The organism is Brenneria goodwinii, assembly GCF_002291445.1.
Taxonomy (GTDB): Bacteria; Pseudomonadota; Gammaproteobacteria; order Enterobacterales; family Enterobacteriaceae; genus Brenneria; species Brenneria goodwinii.
Map to the genome: position 1 here is coordinate 2,060,677 of NZ_CP014137.1, position 22,231 is coordinate 2,082,907.

General features: G+C 51.3%; 20 protein-coding genes and 1 other annotated feature. Of the genes, 6 read left to right on the forward strand and 14 right to left on the reverse strand.

Features of this window, described 5'->3' with window-relative positions; all coding sequences use genetic code 11:
• Positions 1-109: 109 nt before the first annotated feature.
• Positions 110-910 (forward strand): envelope biogenesis factor ElyC, encoded by an 801-nt coding sequence (gene elyC, locus ACN28R_RS09240; protein ID WP_095834222.1) that lies wholly within the window; start codon positions 110-112, stop codon positions 908-910.
• Positions 911-1,060: 150 nt separating this feature from the next.
• Here the strand turns inward: elyC and ACN28R_RS09245 are convergent, their stop codons facing one another.
• The 11 genes from ACN28R_RS09245 to ACN28R_RS09295 all read right to left on the reverse strand — a co-directional run bounded on the left by ACN28R_RS09245 (position 1,061) and on the right by ACN28R_RS09295 (position 12,797).
• Entirely contained in the window at positions 1,061-1,954 is an 894-nt protein-coding gene (locus ACN28R_RS09245) for a YcbJ family phosphotransferase (RefSeq protein WP_048639186.1), read from the reverse strand.
• A 238-nt stretch (positions 1,955-2,192) separates the two neighbouring features.
• On the reverse strand, positions 2,193-2,948 hold the full coding sequence (gene kdsB, locus ACN28R_RS09250) for a 3-deoxy-manno-octulosonate cytidylyltransferase (RefSeq protein ID WP_048639187.1): 756 nt from the start codon (positions 2,946-2,948) through the stop codon (positions 2,193-2,195).
• Positions 2,945-3,127, reverse strand: a complete 183-nt coding sequence (locus tag ACN28R_RS09255; protein WP_048639188.1) for a Trm112 family protein — start codon at positions 3,125-3,127, stop codon at positions 2,945-2,947. Before ACN28R_RS09255 ends, kdsB begins: the two co-directional genes overlap by 4 nt.
• A gap of 142 nt (positions 3,128-3,269) precedes the next feature.
• On the reverse strand, positions 3,270-4,256 hold the full coding sequence (gene lpxK, locus ACN28R_RS09260; RefSeq protein WP_095834223.1) for a tetraacyldisaccharide 4'-kinase: 987 nt from the start codon (positions 4,254-4,256) through the stop codon (positions 3,270-3,272).
• A complete protein-coding gene (gene msbA, locus ACN28R_RS09265) occupies positions 4,253-6,001 on the reverse strand; it encodes a lipid A ABC transporter ATP-binding protein/permease MsbA (protein ID WP_048639974.1) in 1,749 nt (582 codons plus the stop codon). Before msbA ends, lpxK begins: the two co-directional genes overlap by 4 nt.
• Before the next feature lie 37 nt (positions 6,002-6,038).
• Entirely contained in the window at positions 6,039-8,318 is a 2,280-nt protein-coding gene (locus ACN28R_RS09270; RefSeq protein ID WP_183096752.1) for a ComEC family protein, read from the reverse strand.
• Positions 8,319-8,687: 369 nt separating this feature from the next.
• Entirely contained in the window at positions 8,688-9,005 is a 318-nt protein-coding gene (gene tmaR, locus ACN28R_RS09275; RefSeq protein WP_048639190.1) for a PTS system regulator TmaR, read from the reverse strand.
• A gap of 99 nt (positions 9,006-9,104) precedes the next feature.
• On the reverse strand, positions 9,105-9,863 hold the full coding sequence (locus ACN28R_RS09280) for an iron ABC transporter ATP-binding protein (protein ID WP_048639191.1): 759 nt from the start codon (positions 9,861-9,863) through the stop codon (positions 9,105-9,107).
• On the reverse strand, positions 9,860-10,867 hold the full coding sequence (locus ACN28R_RS09285) for an iron chelate uptake ABC transporter family permease subunit (protein WP_095834224.1): 1,008 nt from the start codon (positions 10,865-10,867) through the stop codon (positions 9,860-9,862). The genes ACN28R_RS09280 and ACN28R_RS09285 overlap by 4 nt, the downstream gene beginning before the upstream one ends.
• Positions 10,857-11,816: an ABC transporter permease gene (locus tag ACN28R_RS09290; protein WP_048639193.1), complete on the reverse strand. Its 960-nt coding sequence runs from the start codon at positions 11,814-11,816 to the stop codon at positions 10,857-10,859. Before ACN28R_RS09290 ends, ACN28R_RS09285 begins: the two co-directional genes overlap by 11 nt.
• 21 nt (positions 11,817-11,837) lie before the next feature.
• Positions 11,838-12,797 (reverse strand): siderophore ABC transporter substrate-binding protein, encoded by a 960-nt coding sequence (locus tag ACN28R_RS09295; RefSeq protein WP_048639194.1) that lies wholly within the window; start codon positions 12,795-12,797, stop codon positions 11,838-11,840.
• A 107-nt stretch (positions 12,798-12,904) separates the two neighbouring features.
• Between ACN28R_RS09295 and ACN28R_RS09300 the strand changes: the two genes are divergently transcribed.
• Both ACN28R_RS09300 and sbcB read left to right on the forward strand, forming a co-directional pair.
• Positions 12,905-13,186 (forward strand): hypothetical protein, encoded by a 282-nt coding sequence (locus tag ACN28R_RS09300; protein ID WP_145957971.1) that lies wholly within the window; start codon positions 12,905-12,907, stop codon positions 13,184-13,186.
• Positions 13,187-13,199: 13 nt separating this feature from the next.
• Complete coding sequence (gene sbcB, locus ACN28R_RS09305; RefSeq protein WP_095834226.1) at positions 13,200-14,627, forward strand: exodeoxyribonuclease I; 1,428 nt, start codon at positions 13,200-13,202, stop codon at positions 14,625-14,627.
• A gap of 206 nt (positions 14,628-14,833) precedes the next feature.
• On the opposite strand, the gene ACN28R_RS09310 is transcribed toward sbcB, so the two are convergent.
• Both ACN28R_RS09310 and ACN28R_RS09315 read right to left on the reverse strand, forming a co-directional pair.
• Positions 14,834-16,198, reverse strand: a complete 1,365-nt coding sequence (locus tag ACN28R_RS09310; RefSeq protein ID WP_095834227.1) for an APC family permease — start codon at positions 16,196-16,198, stop codon at positions 14,834-14,836.
• Positions 16,199-16,705: 507 nt separating this feature from the next.
• Entirely contained in the window at positions 16,706-17,461 is a 756-nt protein-coding gene (locus tag ACN28R_RS09315; RefSeq protein ID WP_145957996.1) for a flagellar brake protein, read from the reverse strand.
• 600 nt (positions 17,462-18,061) lie between these two features.
• On the opposite strand from ACN28R_RS09315, the gene ACN28R_RS09320 reads away from it, so the two are divergent.
• On the forward strand, positions 18,062-19,993 hold the full coding sequence (locus ACN28R_RS09320; protein WP_095834229.1) for a methyl-accepting chemotaxis protein: 1,932 nt from the start codon (positions 18,062-18,064) through the stop codon (positions 19,991-19,993).
• Positions 19,994-20,066: 73 nt separating this feature from the next.
• On the opposite strand, the gene ACN28R_RS09325 is transcribed toward ACN28R_RS09320, so the two are convergent.
• A complete protein-coding gene (locus ACN28R_RS09325) occupies positions 20,067-20,894 on the reverse strand; it encodes an SDR family oxidoreductase (RefSeq protein WP_048639976.1) in 828 nt (275 codons plus the stop codon).
• A gap of 167 nt (positions 20,895-21,061) precedes the next feature.
• On the opposite strand from ACN28R_RS09325, the gene hisL reads away from it, so the two are divergent.
• Positions 21,062-21,109 (forward strand): his operon leader peptide, encoded by a 48-nt coding sequence (gene hisL, locus ACN28R_RS09330; protein WP_121514178.1) that lies wholly within the window; start codon positions 21,062-21,064, stop codon positions 21,107-21,109.
• Positions 21,085-21,206: a sequence feature (His leader region), on the forward strand. Its footprint overlaps the gene before it by 25 nt.
• A 124-nt stretch (positions 21,207-21,330) precedes the next feature.
• Entirely contained in the window at positions 21,331-22,230 is a 900-nt protein-coding gene (hisG, locus tag ACN28R_RS09335; protein WP_048639200.1) for an ATP phosphoribosyltransferase, read from the forward strand.
• The last annotated feature ends 1 nt before the right edge of the window (position 22,231 follow it).

Here is a 22,231-nt window from a genome sequence, read left to right on the forward strand (position 1 = left end):
CGGAGATTGTTGAAACTGCTATTTTGGCACAGGCTGACTTAGAATAAATCGTCTTACCCCATGATATTTGCCCGGATGCGGCTTTTTCAGCCAAAAGGAACATAATTTTATGTCGTTTATCATTAAAAAGGTTATCGGCAGCCTGTTACAGCCACTCCCCATGCTCTTGCTATTGATGGGTATCGGTCTGTTATTAATTGGATTCACTCGCTGGCAACGCGGTGGTAAAACGCTGATTTTAGCGAGCTGGCTGACGCTGGTGCTGATCAGTGTTCAACCGGTCTCCGATCGGCTCTTATTGCCCCTGGAAGCGCACTATCCAACCTGGCAACCAGAACAGGGCCAGCCTAAAGTGGATTACATTGTGGTGTTGGGCGGCGGATATACCTATAACCCGGACTGGGCGCCGAGTTCCAACCTCATCAATAACAGCCTGCCGCGCGTAACGGAAGGCGTCCGGCTTTATCACGCCAACCCGGGCGCAAAAATGATTTTTACCGGCGCCGCGGCACAGGGTAATCCGGTAACCAGCGCGAAAACAGCGGCGCTGGTCGCCGAAAGTCTGGGCGTTCCGGCGCAGGATATCCTGACGCTGGATACCCCCAGGGATACGGAAGAAGAAGCCATCAGTGCAGCAAAAGTGATGGGCAAACAGCCGTTTTTGCTGGTGACATCGGCTAGCCACCTACCGCGCGCGGTCCGTTTTTTCCAGGCGCAAGGACTGAGCCCTATCCCGGCGCCCGCCAACCAAATGGCGATCACGACGGCACTCAACCCATGGGAGAAAATATTGCCATCGGCGTATGCGCTGTCACATAGCGAGCGGGCATGGTACGAAACGTTGGGACGCATCTGGCAACGGCTGAAAGGCGTCAAACCGGTGCAGGATACCCCGGAACAATCAGGCTAATGCCGCTTGGGATTACCGATCCATTCCAGAGGGGTTGCCAGGCGCGACGATGCATAACTCCCGGCGTTTTATCAGCCGGGACACCGCGCGGGAAGGTTATCGTCGCGCCGTAAACCCAACCCTCATGGATCAATCAGGCCGTATTGCGTTCTATTCCAACCAGGGAGACAATTCACGCGAGGCCATATCAAACAGCCGTCGATCCAACTGCCCGGTATGAATATAACGGGCCGCCGCCTCCCAGATAACATACAGCCAGCGGCGATAGACAAATGACTCGGCAACCGGCGCTTTACTGAGGTAATGATATAACAGTTGCTCCGGCATGCCCGGCTCACACAACCGCATCAGTTCATACTCTCTGGGAGCCCAGAGCATCACGCCCGGATTAATCATCGCCAGTAATTGATCGCTGCGCGAATCTTTCAGCATGCTACGCAAAGAGAGATTGCCGTGCACCAGTACGCAGCTGTCGTTGAAACCATCAAATAAAGCGGGCAGACATTGGCGAGAACGGTAAAGCAGACTGCGATCCGCCTGTGTCAATAACGCCGCATTAATATTGAGCAACGTAGCCCACAACACTTCCAAACGTTGTTGATACCAGCTAAACCAGTCATTATCCTGCGTACTGTCGACGGAGCCGACGCAACCGTGACTATCAATACGATGCCAGGCCAGCACATTTTCCACAATCTGATCCATCAGCAACGTCCAGCGTTGCGCTGTCCGGGTCGGCGCTTCAACGGAGACGCCGCGCAGACGCTCGATCAGCAGCAGCTCTTTATAAGGCGACTGCTGAGTAATCACCAAACCATATACCGTGGGAAGCCGAACGTCCCCTTCTCTCGCCAACATAGAGAGTTTATAGGCTTCTTGTTGCGCCACGCCCTGACAAACATAGCTTTTGGCTAACAAAGGGATTGCGTTGCCTTCCTTATCATACAAGGCATAAAGATGCGCGTAAGGCTGCTCGCTTACCCGCTCAAGTCGACTAAGGCTTTCCCCAAGGACCGCACTTAATTCAGCTTTTAATTGTTCCATAAATAGCCAGACCTCTGCTTGGCAGAATCGCTTTATATTCAATCATGCGATTAGCCGGGGGTAATTTCTTCAATACAGATCAAAGAAAGGCGGATCGAGAGAAACGGTAACGGCTTCGCCTGACAGGAAAACAGAGAAAAAACCGGCTGGATAAACCATCATGAGGCGGGACGTCGTTGGCGGAGAAAATAGTTGGCAGGCCGAAAAGTTGGCAGCCAAACCGCCGCCAACAGACAAACTATGACAGCTTCGCTATCGCTTCACGCACGCGAACCAAATCTTCCGGCGTATCAACGCCTACGCTGGGAATGGCTTTTGCCACCGCAACGTGAATTTTCTCGCCGTACCACAAAACACGAAGCTGCTCCAGCAACTCAATTTGTTCCAGCCGACTGGGCGCCCAACCGACATAGCGACGCACAAATCCCGCTCGATAGGCATAAATACCGATATGCCGTAAAAAGTGATCGCCGATGGAATCCCGCGTGTGGGCAAAGCGCTCGCGCTCCCAGGGGATCGTCGCTCGAGAAAAATACAGCGCGTACCCTTCGGCATCCGTCACAACTTTAACCGCATTGGGATTAAACGCTTCTTCACTGGTTTCAATCGGTACGGCCAGCGTCGCCATACCGGCTCGGCAGGTCGACAGATTCTCAGCGACCTGGCGAATGATCACCGGCGGAATCAACGGTTCGTCACCCTGAACGTTCACGATGATTTCATCGTCAGAAAATCCATAACGCTCAATAACTTCAGCCAGGCGTTCCGTTCCGGAATTGTGGTCCGCGCGCGTTAAACAGACTTCTCCGCCAGACTGACTGACGACGTCCTGCACGTCCGGATGATCGGTCGCCACAATAACACGCTGAGCGCCAGATTCCAGCGCACGCTCCATCACGTGCACAATCATTGGCTTTCCGTTGATATCCGCCAGCGGTTTGCCCGGCAAACGGCTTGAGGCAAAACGCGCCGGGATAATGACATTGAAGTTCATTGTGTGATCTCGTCAGCCCCTAATTTACGCGCTTCATGCTCAAGCAACACCGGAATACCGTCACGCACCGGATAAGCCAGACCATCGACCTTGCATATCAGTTCCAGTTTTTCTTTATTAAAGTACAGTCGTCCGTTACATACGGGACAAGCAACAATTTCAAGCAAACGGTGATCCATGCTTCCTCCATTAAGAAGCTAACAAGGTTATATACCCCACATCTTGCAAGCTGTAGCCGTGCTATTCACTCATGCCGCCCGGCCGCGGCCCGAAATCCATTGGGTATCGTCATAACAATTACGGTCTGTCCCTCTACGCTGGCTAATGCTTAACCGACAGCGCTGCCAGCCGGTCAATCAACCGTGCGGCCTGCGGCTCCGCCAATACCGCATCGACGGGCAGATACCACCAGTTCCGGCTGGCGAATGTCCGGCATTTAACCGCATCCTTTTCCGTCATCAGCAGGGGTTGCCGTTCATCGGCGGTCAGTTGTTTCAGTTGGTCGGGCTGATAGCTTTGGTGATCGGCAAACGCCACTTCACGTGAAATACTCACGCCGGCGTCACGAAGCGTAGTAAAAAAACGCTGAGGGTAACCAATGCCCGCCATCGCCACCACATTTTGTAACCGACTTACCGGACGTTTTTCTCCAGAGAGCAGATTAATCGCCATTCCTGACGTCAAATGCATCGCGATCTCTCCGGCTTGGGCGGTTCCGCCATTCACGATAACCGCATCCACCGAGCGCAACCGGCTTTCCCGTTCACGCATTGGACCGGCCGGCAACCACCAGCCGTTGCCAAAGCGCCGGATGCCATCCACCACAACCAGCTCAATATCACGGGCCAAGGCATAATGCTGTAATCCGTCATCGGTGATCACCATATCCAACGGATAACGCGCCAGCAATGCTTCCACCGCCAGACGCCGCTGAGGGGCAACGGCGACCGGCGCGCCGGTACGCTGATAAATCAGTACCGGTTCGTCGCCCGCCTGTGCCGTGGTTACATCGTCATCAACCAGCAACGGGTAATGTTGCGCTTTGCCGCCGTAACCGCGGGAAACCACGCCCACCCGGTATCCTTTACGCTGTAGCTGTTCTACCAGCCAGATAACAACCGGGGTTTTACCGTTGCCGCCCGCCGTCAGGTTCCCCACCACAATAACCGGCACTGGCGCCCGCCAGCTTTTGCGCCATCCCCGGCGGTAACTCTGGCGTATCAGAAAAGTGATAAACCCGTATAACACCGACAACGGGACCAGTAGCCAATAAAGCGGCGAGCGCCCCGACCAGATGCGTTCAATCATTCGCCAAACTGCATTTTGTGTAATTGGGCATAGGCGCCATTCTTCGCCAGCAGCTCGGAATGCTCGCCGCGTTCGATAATGCGCCCATCTTCAACAACCAGTATTTCGTCCGCTTTTTCAATGGTGGATAAGCGGTGCGCAATCACCAACGCGGTACGATCTCTTTGCAGTTCGTCCAGAGCGGATTGAATGGCCCGCTCCGATTCCGTATCCAGCGCGGAGGTGGCTTCATCCAACACCAGGATAGGACAATCACGCAATAATGCACGCGCGATGGCGACACGCTGACGCTGCCCGCCGGAAAGCAGGACGCCGTTTTCGCCAATCATGGTATCCAGCCCGTGTTCCATCGTACTGATGAAGTCCATGGCGTGCGCCATTTTAGCCGCCCGCTCAATCTCTTCACGGCTATAGCGATCGTTGCAGGCATAGGCGATATTATTGGCTATCGTGTCATTAAACAGGTGCACATTCTGTGACACCAACGCAACCTGGTTACGCAAAGACGCCAGCGTATATTCGCGCAGATCGTGCCCATCCAACAGAATTTCGCCAGATTGGATATCATAGAAACGGGTGATCAAACTAGCGATAGTCGATTTACCCGATCCTGAACGACCAACCAGCGCGACGGTTTTACCCGGTGGAATATGCAAGCTGACATTTTTCAACGCCAGGTTATCTCTACCCGTATAGGCAAAATTGACATTGCGGAATTCCAGATCGCCCTTGGCGCGCGCCAGCTCCAGCTTGCCGGTATCTTTTTCCTGCTCCATATCCAGAATGGCAAACAGCGTCTGACAGGCCGCCATCCCGCGCTGGAACTGAGCATTGACGTTAGTCAACGACTTGAGCGGGCGCATCAGCGCAATCATTGATGAGAAGACAACCGTAATCGTCCCGGCCGTCAAGGTTTCCATCACGCTTGGAAAGCTGGCGGCATACAAAACAAAGGCCAGCGCCAGCGAAGCGATCAACTGGATGATAGGATCGGAAATGGAAGCGGTGGACACCAGCTTCATGCCCTGGCGCCGCATGCGGTTACTGACTTTATTAAAGCGCTGGGCCTCAACATCCTGACCGCCGAAAATCAATACCTCTTTATGGCCTTTTAGCATTTGCTCCGCGCTGGTGGTGACCAGCCCCATCGTATCCTGCATATTCTTACTAATATTACGGAAACGTTTGGAGACAACCCGGATAGCCACTGACACAATCGGCGCAATGACAATCAGGATGATCGATAACTGCCAACTGTAATAGAACATCAGAATGAAGAGGCCGATGATGGATGCCCCTTCTCTGACAACCGTAATCAAAGCGTTTGACGACGACGCGGCGACCTGCTCGGAATCGTAAGTAATGCGGGACAATAGCGTCCCGGTTGATTGTTGGTCAAAAAAACTAACCGGCATTCCCATAATGTGGTTAAACAGCCGACGACGCATCCCCATAACCACTTTTCCGGATACCCAGGCCACACAGTAGCTGGAAACGAAACCGGATGCGCCGCGCATCAGCATCAATCCAATGACCACGAGCGGCATCCACAGCAAAACAGAACGATCGGTTTTACCAAACCCCTCATCAAGTAACGGCTTGAGGAGAGACAACATCAACGTATCGCCAGCCGCATTAACGACCAGCGCGATCGCGGCCACAATTAGCCCCGCTTTAAAGGGAGAGATCATCGGCCATAGGCGACGAAACGTCTGCCAGGTGGAGAGATCTTTATCATTCAGCATGCAATAAACCTGAGCCCATAAGAAATAGCCGCCTATTTTACTCATTATACCGCTTTACGCCAAACCACTGATGATACCAACGGGGCGATAATTGCTCTCTGAAGCGTAATACCTGCCATGAGTCGTTGAAAAAACGTACGCTTAATTGTCCTGACGTCGCGGTATCAAGCCACTCATAACCATACTGGCGATAACGAGCCACAATTTTTGTCGCGGGCAGCCGCCACGGATTATAACGCGCGCTGGATGATATGATGCGTTGCGCCTTCACCGCACGAATAAAAGGCGGAGAAGACGAACTGCCGCTGCCATGATGGGGAATTTGTAACAAATCCGCCGTCAGCGCATTTCTCTGCCAGCGGACCAGTCTTTGCTCCGCATCTGACTCAATATCGCCGGTCAACAACACGCGGTAGTTGCCACCATCAATGCGAACCACGCAGGAATCGCTATTCTCGGCCCTATTCACCTGAGCGGCCGGCCACAAAACCGTAAAGGACAATCCCTGCCAGAACCACCGCTCGCCCCGCCGGCAAGGCCGGTGATCCGGTTGTGTAAATGGACTGAAAATTTCCGCCGCCGGATAAGCGGATTTCAATACCGCCAATCCGCCGATATGATCCATATGGCTATGACTTAAAATAATTTTTTCCACAGCCAAACCACGCCAGCGCAGGTAGGGCAATATCTCTTTTGTCGCCATATCGCCGGTGTCCCAGCGGTTTCCCGTGTCATACAAGACGGCTTTCCCGTTGCGCTCGATCACCACAGCGAGCCCATGCCCCACATCCAGCATATCGACCCGCCAGTTCGGCTGTTCGTTTTTCATCCGCGACATCACAAGAAGAATGATTAAGCTGACAAGGCTGGCGGGATAATAGCGCCACCACGCGAAACGCCAGATCACAACGCATAACCAACCGGCAATGCTGCCGGCCAGCAGAGAATCCTCGAGATCGACCCAGCCGGTCTGCATCATTGTCAGGGGAGTAAACACCGCCCTCAACGACATATCGGCTAACCACCACAGCCAATAATCCAGATCGGTGACGTACATAGTGGGCAACGCCAGAAGAACCAGAGGCGTGGTAATAAATGAGACGACAGGTATCGCCCATAGATTTGCCGGCAAAGACGTCAGGCTGAAACCGTGAAACATGCCGACTTGCAACGGCATCAACAACAGCGTCATTCCCATCTGCAAATGCAGCCAGCGTAACCAGCACCAATAAATACCGTGTTGGCAACGTTGCGGTAAGGGCGCCCATTGAAACCAGAAAATCAGTGAGGCCACGGCAAGGCAAGAAAGCCAGAAACTGTCGGACAGCACGCTGAGCGGATCAAAGACTAAAATGAGCGCGATACACCACAGCCACACCTGCCATGGCGAACATATCACCCCTTTTGTTCTCAGCAGGATCCACACGCTAAGCGCCAACGCCGCTCTTACCGCGGGCGGATTGCCGCCAGCGAGCCAGACATACGCCCATGACACCAATCCGCTGACGAATAACGGGAAACAATAGCCAATGTTATGAACGGGCAAAAAATATTGCACGGCCCTTGCAACGCCCCAGCCGAATAACGCAGCAAGGGCGATATGCAGCCCGGAAATCGCCATCAAATGCATGGTGCCGGTTTTCTGCAACGTCATTTTTGTTTCAGCGTTCACCGTTTTCATTTCACCGAACGCCAGCGCCAGCAAAATAGCGCGCCACGGCAGCGACATTATCCGCTGTTCGGCATGAGAAATAATACGCTGACGCAGATCGCAGGATGCGTCTATGACCTGGGCTGCCGTTATTCGTCCTGATAGCGGCTGGCGTTTCGCAACCGCCCAGCGCTGGCTGTCGAATCCCCCTTGATTAAGGCGGCTGTGCACCGGACGGAAATTGGCGGCGATCCGCCAACGTTGCCCGCCGCACCAGTTTTGCATATCAGGCGGCAGCATCACCTGAGCATACAGCGGAGGATATACCCAGCGACGGCCTATTTTCTCCAATCGGACAATCGCCCAGGGTTCGTCAACCCCGGCGAAGCGTATGCTGTTAATCGTCGCCACCGCAGTAACGGCACGCTGAGTAACCTGTTCGATTTGTTGCAGCAGCGCCTGCGCCGTTAGTCCTGACCAACAAAAAACGAACAGCACGATGGCCATGAATCGCAACGCGCAATGGCGGGCTTTCATCCCTATCATTACCGACAACGCTATCCCGCCCCATAGCATTATTTGCGGCGGAATATGCGGCAACATCAACAGCGGCAGGATACCAAGGATCGCAGCAATGGCGAGGGTGCTTACGGATATTCGGTTCATCGTCCGGCCACGTTGAGGAACGGCGGTTCGGCCATTTCAGGGTTTCAGGAAGACGAATCTTGTAACATCACAGGCATTCAGCGCAGTGCAAAAATCCATTGCTGAGAGGCGGCGCGCAACCAATATTATCCATTGCAACAATGCCCCAGGCGCATGCGGGGAGCGTCCCATTGCGCATAGATAGCGATAGACGGCAGGCATAGTAATACAGCAGCGATCCGCCTCATAAACAGGGAAAACATCATGGAGGGGAAGATAGTAAAAACTCGTCTTGATAGAAAATGGTTTAGGGGCGACAACAAAAAGGGATCGCGAATGCGATCCCTGACAGATTGGATACAGCGACAGCAGCGATGTTCGCTGCTGCGGTTATTTCACTTCACCCATCGCTTTCAATTTCTTGGACAATTCACGACGTTCTTTCGACAGGTCGGCATTCTTAATGATGTAATCGTCAACGCGATCTTCATAGTCGCTGCGCATACTGGCGATGATCCCCTGAATATCTTCAATGCTCATACCCGGCTTGATATAGTCGCTCAGGTTATCAAGCAGTAAAACACGCTTCTGGTTATCACGAATTTTCTTTTCGTTATCAATAATTTCTCGCTGCAGTTTATTTTTACGACGGAACATACGAACAAACTCCAGTACATCCTGGAAACAAGGCTTAGTATCCTTATCCATTTTTCTACCCTTACTTAAGTCATACACAGATTCTTCTATAACGCTAACCATACAGGTTAGCAGCTATCTGCGACAAGATGGATTTTCGGAATCCGGTAATTATCGATAATACACGGCAATACGCTGATTATGAATCTTTTCAATGGCGACCTCGGTGTCGAAAATATCTTCAAGCACCTCGGGAACCATGATTTCTTCCGGCGTGCCATTATAGATAATCCGTCCCTGGCGCATGGCGATAATGTAGTCGGAATAGGTAGAAGCGAAATTGATATCGTGGATAACCAGGACGATGGTTTTTTTCAACTCATCCGCGGCGCGGCGAATCTGTTTCATCATGGCCACCGCGTGCTTCATGTCCAGATTATTGAGCGGTTCATCCAGCAGCACATATTCCGTATCCTGACACAAGACCATGGCGACATAAGCTCGTTGCCGCTGCCCGCCGGACAACTCGTCAAGAAAACGATCTCTGAATTCGGTCAGATTGAGAAATGCCATCGCCGCTTCAATGCGCGCGCGATCGTCAGCATTTAAGCGGCCTTTGGTATAGGGATAACGGCCGAATCCCACCAGTTCGGCAACGGTTAACCGGCTGGTAAACTGATTCTCTTGCCGTAACACAGACAGGCAGGTCGCCAGTTTATCGCTGGGCGTCGTCGTCACGTCCATTCCGTTGACGCTAACCTGGCCCCGATCGGCATCCAGCAATCGGCTGATGATTGACAAGAGCGTCGATTTCCCAGCGCCGTTGGGGCCGATAATTGAGGTAACTCCCCCTCTGGGAATGGTGGCCGTGACGTTTTGCAAAACCGCCACATTATTGTAAGTTTTAGTTACATCACCGATTTCAATCACAGGGAAACCTTCCTAAGTAACAACAAAATAAACAGTGAACCGCCGATAAATTCAATGACCACGGACAACGCGCCGGACATCCCCAACAGATGTTCAAGAATCAACTGTCCGCCGACCAGTGAGATAACCCCCAGCAGAAACGCGGCCGGCAGCAGAAAACGGTGTTGGCTGGAACCGATAATCAAATACGCCAGATTGGCCACCATGAAGCCCAAAAAGGTCAATGGCCCGACCAACGCCGTCGAAACCGACACTAATACGGAAACCAACAGCAGAATCACCGTTACGCTACGTTTGTAATCCATGCCCAGATTAATCGCGCTATTACGTCCCAGCGCCAACACATCGAAGCGGAAACGCATTCGCCAAATCACGATACCGATAATCACCGAGATCACCGCCGCCAGCCCAATCAACTCGGGAGCGGCGCGGGTAAAGGTGGCGAACATTCGCCCCTGCAAAATAGCGAATTCATTGGGATCCAGTAACCGTTGCATCAGGTTGGCGATACTACGGAACAACGTTCCGCAGATAATGCCCACCAATAAAACCAGGTGCAAATTGTTGCGGTTGCCGGTGAACAGCCAGCGATAAAGAACCGCGGAAAACAGCACCATCAACAGCGTTTCAAAGAAAAATTTCCCCTGAACGCCCAATGCGGGAATACCCTGTGGACCAAAAACGAAAATAAATGAGGTTTGAATTAAAACAAACAGCGCCTCAAATCCCATAATGGAGGGGGTCAGGATTCGGTTATTGGTCACCGTCTGAAACAGCACGGTCGATGCGCTGGCGGCAAACGCCACCAACAGCATGGTAATAAGCATCAATCCACGATGCGTTAGGATATAACGCAAGTTACTGCCAAGATTGATGGTCATAAATATCACCATCACGCCCAGCGACAAGACGCCAAGCAGCAACAACCGGCGAGGCGAAGACAACCCACGCCGTTTGGCATGGGTTACGGATGGCGTTACCGAATTAGCTTTATTAACTGACATGACGTTTTTTATTTAACAGCAGAAGAAGAAAAACGATAGCCCCGATAACACCCAGGATGACGCTGACCGGTATCTCAAAAGGATACCGGATTATCCGGCCAACGATGTCACACAGTAAGACTAACCCACCGCCCAGCAGACAAACCCACGGAATGGTTCGGCGTACATTATCGCCCATCAACATGCTGATAAGATTGGGCACAATAAGGCCAAGGAAAGGCAGCGCTCCCGCCACCACCACCACCACGCCGCTGACGACGGCCACTATCGCCAGTCCCATCAGCATAACCTGCCGATAGTTGAGTCCGACATTAACCGAAAACTCACGTCCCATACCCGCAACGGTAAAGCGGTCGGCGATCCAGCAGGCGGCCAGCGTCAGACAACCGACCAGCCACAGCAGCTCATACCGCCCCTGCAAAATGCCGGAAAAATCCCCTGACTCCCAACTGCCGAGCGCCTGCAACAGATCGTAATACATGGCGCCGAACGTGGTGATCGCGCTGATAACCGCGCCAAGCATAATGCCCACCAGCGGCACCACCAATGCGGATTTCAATACAATCCGTCTCAGCAATAGCATGAACAAAAGCGTGCCGCCCATCGCAAACAGACTGGCGACAATCATTTTGACAAACACCGGGGCGGAAGGCGCCAGCACCATCATGACCAGCAGGCCCAATCCCGCGGACTGGGTCGTCCCGGCCAATGACGGCTCCACAAACCGGTTTTGGGTCAACAGTTGCATGATCAAGCCGGCCACACTCATGGCGCTTCCCGCCAAAAGCAGAGCCAGCGTGCGCGGCACTCGGCTGATAAAGAAAATATCGCGCATGGACTGATCGGTCCAGACTGCCTGCATACTCACTCTGCCAGCCCCCAAAAAGAGGCTGGCAACGATCATGGCAAGCAGCAGAATGATACCAAGCGCAAAGTAGAGAGGTTTCATTGTTCCTGCCACGGTCAGCCGTTATTTTTTATCCAATGCGTTGTTTACATCCGCAATCAGATTTTTATAACTTTGCAGGCCTGAAGAGATATAAATGGAAGTGGAGTCCAGATAAACAATGTGCTTGTTTTGCCATGCGTTGGTTTTATGAACCAATGGGTTATCGAGCACCTGCTGCGCCGACTCCCCGCCTGCCCCGGTCCGCCCGATGGCGCTGTCGCGATCCAGTACGAACAACCAATCAGGATTCACGCTCAGTAAAAACTCCGAGGTCACGACGTTGCCGTGCCGCCCGGAACCCGCTTCAGGAAATTCAGCGGCCTGTTTAAATCCCAGTTCATCAAATATAAAACCAAAACGCGATCCCGGACCATAGGCCGACATCTTTCCGCCGGAGACCATCAGCACCAGCGCCGTTCCCGCATTGGCGGATTTTTCACGAGTCTGGGCAATCTGCTGTTTAAATTCTTCCAGCTGTTTTTTTGCTTCATCTTCTTTGCCGAAAATAGAACCCAACTGTTCTACCCGCTGGCTGAAGCTGGTCATAAACTGTTTTGGATCAACGTTAAGGGAGATGGTCGGCGCAATGCCGCTCAACTTCTCGTAAGCGTCCGTGGCTCGGCCGCCGGCGATAATCAGATCGGGCTGGGCGCTGCTGAGCGCTTCATAGTTCGGCTCAAATAATGTGCCGGCATTGATATATTCGCTACCGCGGTATTTGGCAAGGTATTCGGGCAAATGCGTGCTGGTTTGCGGGACGCCGGCGATATCGATTTTCAGGGCATCCATGGTGTCCAGAATCGCGGGATCAAAAACAATGACTTTTTTAGGATGTAATGGAACCTCGGTGGTCCCCTGCGCATGCTCGACGCTTATTGTTTTAGCCGCTTCGGATGAAGAAACCGCCTGATCGCAACCAGACAGCGCGAGTAATGACGCCAGTAATGTAGTCTTCAGCGCAAAAGCCACGTTTACCTGCATTATCTTTTTCTCCCATTGGTTATTATTCTGGACAATAACGTTTAGACAATAAAAAACCTGATTATCATTCGTATTAACAGGAGGAATTGTAACTGAGGATAATGTACATGCCTAGCAATTATGCCCCTAATGAATTTGACCCACGTCAGGAAAGCGACATAGAAAACAGTATTTATAGAACTATTTCTGCCAATAAAAGGACGACCCCGATAACCGGAGCGTTAATGACGACACGAACCGGCATAAAAAACATCCAGGCGCGTTTGACTAGGCTTTTGGGGAGCCGCTTCGTTGATGACGAAACAGGAACGCAACACGGTCATTCAATGATATCCTTGGCATATTCCCAGCTATCTCTGCCAAACCTGGCGCACAAACCAATCATTTAAGCTCAATGTAAATATGGCCGATAAAACACAACCTACGTTTTTTATTCATGATTATGAAACCTTTGGCAAGCATCCGGCCCGCGACCGGCCCGCGCAGTTTGCCGGGATACGAACCGATCTGGATTTCAACATCATCGGCGATCCGTTAGTGATCTATTGCAAACCGGCGGACGATTATCTACCGGAACCGGAAGCGGTCATGATAACGGGGATTACGCCGCAAGCAGCGCTGGACAAAGGCGTGAACGAAGCGGAATTCGCCCGTCAGATTCATGAAGCATTCAGCGTGCCCGGCACCTGCATCATGGGTTACAACAACATCCGTTTCGATGACGAAGTCAGCCGCAATATCTTTTATCGTAATTTCTATGATCCCTACGCCTATAGCTGGCAGAACGGCAACTCTCGCTGGGATCTACTGGATGCGCTGCGCGCCTGTTATGCGCTGCGCCCCGAGGGGATTGTCTGGCCGGAAAATGATGATGGCTTGCCCAGCTTCAGGCTCGAGCATTTAACCGCGGCCAACGGCGTATCCCATGAACATGCCCATGACGCCATGTCCGACGTCTACGCCACCATCGCCATGGCTAAACTGCTGAAACAGGCGCAACCCAAACTTTTCGATTATCTGTTCCAGTTGCGTAATAAAAACAAAGTCAGCGCGCTGATTGATATCCCGCAAATGAAGCCATTGGTTCATGTTTCCGGCATGTTTGGCGCGGCGAGAGGCAATGCCAGTTGGGTGGCCCCCCTCGCCTGGCATCCGGATAACCGTAACGCCGTCATCATGTGCGATCTCGCCGGCGACATAACGCCGCTGCTGGAGTTGGATGCGCCTGCATTACGTGAACGTTTATATACCCGCCGGGATCAACTGACCGCCGCTCAAAGCGCCGTTCCCATCAAGCTGGTTCATATCAATAAATGCCCGGTGCTTGCTCCCGCCAGTACGTTGCGTCCCGAAGATGCCGAGCGGTTGGACATCGATCGTCAACGCTGTCTGGATAATTTAAAACTGCTGCGGCAAAACAGTCAGATCAGGGAAAAAGTGGTGGCGTTGTTTGCCGAATCACCGGCCTTTAGCACGCCGGATGATGTCGACCTGCGCATCTATGATGGCTTTTTTGGCGACGCCGATCGCATGGCGATGAAAATCATTCAGGAAACCGCGCCGAATAACCTTCCCGCGCTGGATCTAAAGTTTGTCGACGACCGCCTGGAACCTCTGCTATTCCGCTATCGGGCCCGCAATTACCCCAACACGCTGGTTGATGGCGAACAGCAACGCTGGCTGCAACATCGCCGGACGGTATTTACCGCAGAGCGGTTGCAGGAATACATCGCGGAGTTGGATACGCTGTATCAGCGTTATGATGGCGATAAACAAAAAACCGATCTCATTAAAGCGCTGTTTGCCTATGCGCAGACCTTAACCAGCTAACGGCCAATTATCGAAAAAAAGCGGAGAGTGATTTCTCCGCTTCAGATTGTCGATAAAGCCTATTATTAGGGGAAACACGGGGGGAAGTTCCCGCAGGGACGCCTCACCCCCGTGGTCGCCCCGGGTATCTCGGCTTCACAGACAGGTTTGTCATCAAACTCAAGAGGAGAATGAATTTTCCGCTTTCCAATTTAAACATCCTGCGCTTAAACCGGTTCTTCACTGCACTGCGGCACCGGTTGACGGAAACTACGCGTCACGAAGGCCAGATAAAGCAGCCCAATCGCCCCCCAAATCAGGCCCAGCGTCATGGAACTTTTTTCCAGGTTGACCCACAGCGCGCCAACGGTCAAGGCGCCCAATACCGGTAAGATAAGATAGCTGAAGGTCTCTTTTAGCGTCCGGTTACGGCGTTCACGAATATAAAATTGTGAAATCACCGATAGATTGACGAAGGTAAACGCAACCAGCGCGCCAAAGTTAATCAACGCCGTCGCCGTATCCAGTTCAAAAGATACCGCCGACAAGGCGATGGCGCCCACCAGCAAAATATTCAACGACGGCGTATGTAATTTCGGGTTGATATAGCCGAAGAAGCGCTCAGGAAATACGCCGTCACGCCCCATGACGTACATCAGGCGAGATACCCCAGCATGCGCGGCCATACCTGATGCCAGAACGGTTACGCAGGAAAAAACCAAAATGATTGACTGGAAAAACTTCCCGGCGACATACAGCATAATTTCAGGCTGAGAGGCTTCTGGCTCCTTAAACCGGGAGATATCCGGGAAATAGAGCTGTAAAAAATACGAAACGACGATAAAAATCAATCCGCCGATTAAAGCCGTCAGAAAAATCGCTTTCGGGATAACTCTGCCGGCATCCTGCGTCTCCTCGGACAGTGAACTGATGCCGTCAAATCCCAGGAAAGAGAAACAAAGTATTGTGGCTCCGGTTATCATCGGCACAACATGCGCATTGTCAGACCAGAACGGCCTGGCGCTGACCAGCGTACCGCTCCCCTCGCCATGATAAACGCCATGAATCACCAGCCCCAGAAACACCGCCATAATCGCGACCTGAACAACAACGATGATAGAATTAAGATTGGCGACAACAGCGATGCCGCGCAGGTTAAATAGCGTCATCAAGCCAACCAGCGCCGCAACAAAAATCCACGAAGGCACGCCGGGGAAAATGGCGGCAAGATAAATTTTTGCCAGCAGAATATTAATCATCGGCATGAACAGATAATCCAGCAATGACGACCACCCCACCATAAAGCCGACGTGCGGGCTGATAGCCTTCTGGGCATAGGTATACGCGGATCCGGCGGAGGGGAAACGGCGAACCAGTTTGCCGTAGCTTAATGCGGTAAACAAAATACCCGCTAACGCAAAAGCATAAGCGGTGGCGACATGCCCGTCGGTCAGCCCGGAGACAATACCGAAGGTGTCAAAAATAGTCATCGGCTGTAAATAAGCCAGCCCCATCATGACCACCGGCCATAGCGTGAGATTTTTTCTTAATTGTGCACGCGGTGAGGAAGAAACGCCGTTATCAAGCGACATAGCATACTCCTCCTTTATTCATGACAGATGCGTTGCCTGCCACGGATACGGCGTGATATGGCCTGGAGAGAGAAGAGATAAACGATGAATTATTTAAACAGGGCTCGCCGAGGTAACGACGAAAGGAGAGAACTGAAACACTGTCAGACATCAACAGCGGCTGGCGAGTAGCGCCATAATCACCGTTTTTGCAACACAAACCGGCGGGCACCGGCACGAAATTTACTGATTGCCCCATCTTTCCTTTCCTCACCGTGGCTCACTGGCACACACAAACAGACTTATCTATCCGGAACGCTATCCGGCCTCTTAGTTGAATACATAAATGCAAAAAAATAACCGACGCGATTAAACGTCGGTTATTTGCAAGGCGCGTATTCTGCACCAGCCACTCCCGTCTGACAAGACACTGAGAGTTTCGGCATCAATTTTATTTATATCTTGTAGTTATATCCGCTTGGATAGCTGCTTCGTCATGCTGTCGGTACAAACGGTACGGCCGCTGACTCACAGCTCCTGAAACTTTTTCTTCTTCTCAATCTGCAATCTTTCAAACTCAAAAATAACCTGCTGCAAGTCACGCTCTTGAGCGGCGGACAGCGACAGGAATTTAAAACTCAGGCGCTGAGTGATTTTCACTTCCCCTTTACTATCCACATCTTTTATCGTCGACTGGCCGACAAACTGCATATCCAGGTGGAAGCCGCCATAATCATTGAGATCCATCTCAACATCACGGATGAGATCCCCTTTATTTAATAGGCCGGAGACATCCCGATCGGTACAAAGGCTCAATCCGCCAAGCGAGAGATCCTTCATCGTGAATTGGAATTGGCTATCATCCGGTAACTTTCCCCGGCACAATAGCGGCGGCCAAAACGGTGTATTGATGCGAAAATAGGTTCTGCGTTGAATAAGATAAAGCTGTTCGGGTATACCAGAACTGAAAGCGGGCAGTCCTTGAAAATCAACCAATTGAGATATATCCGCTTTGAACTCGACTCTCGCCCCCGCCGGTTCGGCGACAAAGGACAACGTTCCTGCGCCCAATGCCCGGCTATTTTCATGCTCAACGCCACCCAGATCAAAAATGAAAATCCCTTCGTTGGGTAATACATCAAGAATTTTACTGATGAACTGGCCGCGAGAATGATAGACCATGAGGGTTATGTCATTTTTCTTTAGATCACGCAGCGTTGCACAGATAGCCAGTTTATTACGTTTAACAAACTGCTCTTTCAAGTTCTCATCCACAACTGTTATCTCCACCATTAGCCAATGGTTTATACCGGCTATTTTTAAATCATTGGCGTCCCTAAATCACAGGCATTGCCCCATCGAAACTGCCGAAAATCCTGGTTAAATCGACGCCCTGCTGATTCATCGCCGCCTATTTAAACGGTACTTGCATAAGCGCGTCAGGATCTTTTCGATTAGCGTCTTGCCGCACCTTGAAATCAATTAACGTTTTATTGCTACGCCAGCCAAATCGCGCGACACAGAAGCCTCCGGATGGTATCGGCAATTTTGCATTCAAATTTAGGACAATCCATCAGAAAAGATATTTTTACAAAAAAATTCAAAAGGTTATAACACATCCCGGAGGACGTCAGGCGTTCGGCCTATCAGCGCCGCAAAGCTCCCCGGTTTCGATCATGACCGCGACCCCTGAGGCTATCGGTTATCCGCATAGTATTTATTGTTTAAACGCCCAACGCAATAATAACTTCGTCACAAAATTTCATCATGCTCATTTATAGCGCTAATACTTTGGTTACCTATACCGATAATTCACTCAGGTCAGAACTCAATTAACCGTTGGCATCGTTTATTACGCGCGCATCTTACTGATGGAGAAAGGCAATGCATTATCTGATTAATCGGATCCGTAATATTAAAATATCTCATAAGCTCTATATTGGATTTGGCGTTATTCTACTACTGGTTATTATTGCATCATTACTCAGCGTTAGCAGATTTAAATCAATCCGACAGATTTATGAAAAAACCAATCTGATATACAATATCAACATTGAGGTTTTCCAGGCAAAAATTAATAGATTAAAATATTTCTATTCCGCAGATGAGCAGTCGCGTCAGGTCATGTCTGACTACATTAAGCATGCATCAGCGCTCACTGATGAGGCCCACCAGCTATCCTGGAGTGACGAAGAGAAAGTCTACGTTGACAATATTGGTCAACATTTAAATGAATTCCAGCAATCAATCAGCAATATGGCAGAAGCGACTAAAAAAGTCGTCGCCTACAGAGAAAATATAAATACGCTCAACCATCAAAATATAGCGCGAAACTCAGACAATCGCTCTGTTAACGAATCACTTGATGGCAATAGCGAGAATAGCCTTGATACGTTTATTTTTTTAATTTCCGGGATTAAAAATCGGGCATACGAGCTTCAGCTCAAAGAAACAGATACGGCATTGAATGAATTATCAGAAAGTTTCGGGAGCGCCGAAAAATTTTATCAAAATTTAATACCGGCGTTATCGATGGAAGACAAAGCCGTTGCCGATGAATTATGGCGTTATGCCCTTAATTATAAAAAACTCAACGAAGATTATTTCACTGCATTGAACGGTCTGAAAAAAGCCGAAGACGCGGTTAAAGTCGCCGGGGATAAAAGCAGCGCCGCGATTAAATCCATCATCAATATCGTCAAAGGGAAAAATGATGCACTGGCCTATGAGTCGGCGAATATCACGACTATCATTGGCTTGATAGCCGTCGTTATTGGCATCATCACCGCCGTCGGCGTTACCCGGCAAATCACCAAGCCGGTTATCCGCAATCTAGCGCTGGCCGAGCAGATTGCCAGCGGCGACCTCACCGCCTCCATTGTTGTTGACCGGCATGATGAGCTAGGGCAATTAACGGCCGCCATGGCGCGGATGAATGAGAACCTTCGGCGAATGATTAGCGATGTACGCGACAGTGTCGACAGCGTCACCGATTCAGCGGCCAAAATCGCCGTCGGGAATAACGACTTATCATCCCGCACGGAACAGCAGTCAGCCGCGGTGGTTGAAACCGCAGCCAGCATGGAACAACTGACGTCAACGGTTAAAAACAATGCGGATAACGCCCGACAAGCCAGCCAGATAACGGCGGAAGCCTCGCAGAATGCCCATAAAGGCGGGGAAGTCGTGCAGAATGTCGTCAACACGATGGATGACATTTCCGCCAGTTCGAATAAAATCGCCGATATCACGGCCGTTATTAACAGTATCGCTTTTCAAACCAATATCCTGGCCTTAAACGCCGCCGTTGAAGCGGCGCGCGCCGGCGAGCAAGGCCGTGGATTCGCCGTTGTCGCCAGCGAAGTCAGAAACCTTTCCCAACGCAGCTCTCAAGCGGCGAAAGAGATCGCCACACTGATATCCGAGTCAGTCTCGCGCATTGATGTAGGCAGCAAACTGGTCGCCGAAGCGGGTACGGCCATGAAGCAGATCGTCTCTTCGGTAGCAAAAGTAAACGACATCATGGGCGATATTTCCTCCGCCTCAGACGAACAGAGCCGTGGCATTGAACAGATAGCAAGAGCAATCAGCGAGTTGGATACGACGACTCAACAGAATGCGGCGCTGGTTATGGAATCGTCCATCTCGGCCAACTCATTGGAAGAGCAATCCTCTTTGTTGGAAAAAATGGTCGCGCACTTTCGTCTGTATGAAAATGAAGACCGCAGCGCGCAGCGCATGGCCAGCCTTGCCTCTTTACAACCCAACACCAACACGTTGCTGCAGGCCAACCTTGATACGGAAAAAGTACGTTAACCCATTGATAGTATAAAATAGTGAATACCGCCCTGATTAGCGGCCGATAATCAGGGCGACATTCGTCCCATCGCTATCCCAGCGGCATGATCATGGGATCCGGATATTGATAATCAAAGCCGAGTTCACGGCAAATACGCTGACCATCAATCAGACGCCCTGCCGACGTATCGTTATCCGCAACAAACTGCGGAGGAGTTAAATGCAGTTTACGCGCCTGAGCGGGGTAATACTCCTGCTTGGCGGGATGTTGCGGCGCGCATAGGTTATACAGATGACCGCCATTCGGCAGCTTTAATAATAGCTGGATTGCCGACAGCACATCTTCCTGGTGAACCAGATTCACACCGTGCGTTCCCCCGCTCAGCCCGGTCTTTCCCGCCAGAAAACGGCCGGGATGACGATCAATGCCCACTAACCCGGCCAGCCGCAGGATATCTACCGAAGTATCAGGTAAATGCTGTAGCCACTGTTCAAGCGACATCAAAACCTTGCCGGCAACCGATACGGGTTGCAACGGCGAGTTTTCCCGCACGTTGCCGGCGGTATTGCCATACACGGATGTCGAACTGGTGAAAATAATCCGCGCGACATTAAAAACCCGAGCCGTATTCACCAACGCCTGTACCGCCAGCACATAGTTTTCACCGCCCTGCACCGTGCGGCTCGCCGGTAGCGTAATCACCAACGCATCAACCTGTAACAGGTTTTTTAACTCATCCGCATCGCATTCCAGTTCCGGCGTCAGCCGGAGCTGATAGCATTCAATACCGCTCAGACGCGCCGCTTCAACGCCATCAATCGTCGTTTTGCTGCCCACCACCTGATAACCATGACCATTCAACGCCAATGCCAGCGGCATACCCAACCAACCCAGACCGACAATCGCCACTTTTTTCATCATTAGCTCTCCCGCATCACCACAAAATACATTTTATTCCTACTATCTGGGACACTCTATATGACTAATCGTCCCACCTGGCGCAAAAAAGGGTTGCGCTGATACCTGCACATGGTTTAGGTTATTCAACGGACAATTGATATATTGATACAACCAAGAGATATTTTATGACAAGCGTTCTGTTTAACCACCATCATCACCATCACCCTGACTAGTCTTTCAGGCGATTGGTGCTGGAAGACGTTTAAATCTTCCAGTGGCGCAGAGCGAAAAGAGAGCCCTCGGAAGATTGACTTCCGAGGGTTTTTTTATGGTGTGCGATCCCGAAACGCCACCCTACGGGCCGTTGCGGCGCAACGTTAAAAAACGTTCCCGACGTTTTTTTATGGCCCTACTTTTTAAAATAGTTTTAATTTGACAGGTTAATGAGGTTTCCATGCTGGATAAAACACGTTTACGGATAGCAATGCAGAAGTCAGGTCGTCTGAGCGATGATTCACGAGAACTGCTGGCACGCTGCGGTATTAAAATCAACTTACATCAACAGCGCCTCATTGCTTTTGCGGAAAACATGCCGATTGATATTCTGCGCGTCCGTGACGATGATATTCCGGGCCTGGTAATGGATGGCGTGGTCGATTTGGGAATCATCGGCGAGAACGTACTGGAAGAAGAGCTGCTCAATCGCCGAGCGCAAGGCGAAGATCCACGCTATTTTACGCTGCGCCGTTTGGACTTCGGCGGCTGCCGCTTATCACTGGCAATGCCGCTGGATGAGCAATACACCGGTCCGGAATGTCTGCAAAACAAACGTATCGCCACTTCCTACCCCCACCTGCTTAAGCAATATCTCGACAAAAAAGACATCAACTTCAAATCCTGCCTGCTGAACGGTTCAGTCGAAGTCGCTCCGCGCGCGGGTCTGGCCGACGCCATTTGCGATCTGGTTTCAACCGGGGCCACGTTGGAAGCTAACGGCCTGCGTGAAGTTGAAGTTATCTATCGCTCCAAAGCCTGCCTGATTCAACGCGACGGTGAAATGTCGGCGGACAAACAGCAGCTCATCGATAAATTGCTGACCCGCATGCAGGGCGTTATCCAGGCGCGCGAATCGAAATACATTATGTTGCACGCGCCGAGCGAACGACTGGATGAAGTCGTCGCCCTGCTGCCGGGCGCGGAACGGCCGACCATTTTGCCGCTGGCCGGCGATCAGAGCCGCGTCGCCATGCACATGGTCAGCAGCGAAACCCTGTTCTGGGAAACCATGGAAAATCTGAAATCGCTCGGCGCCAGTTCAATTCTGGTATTGCCGATTGAAAAAATGATGGAGTGAT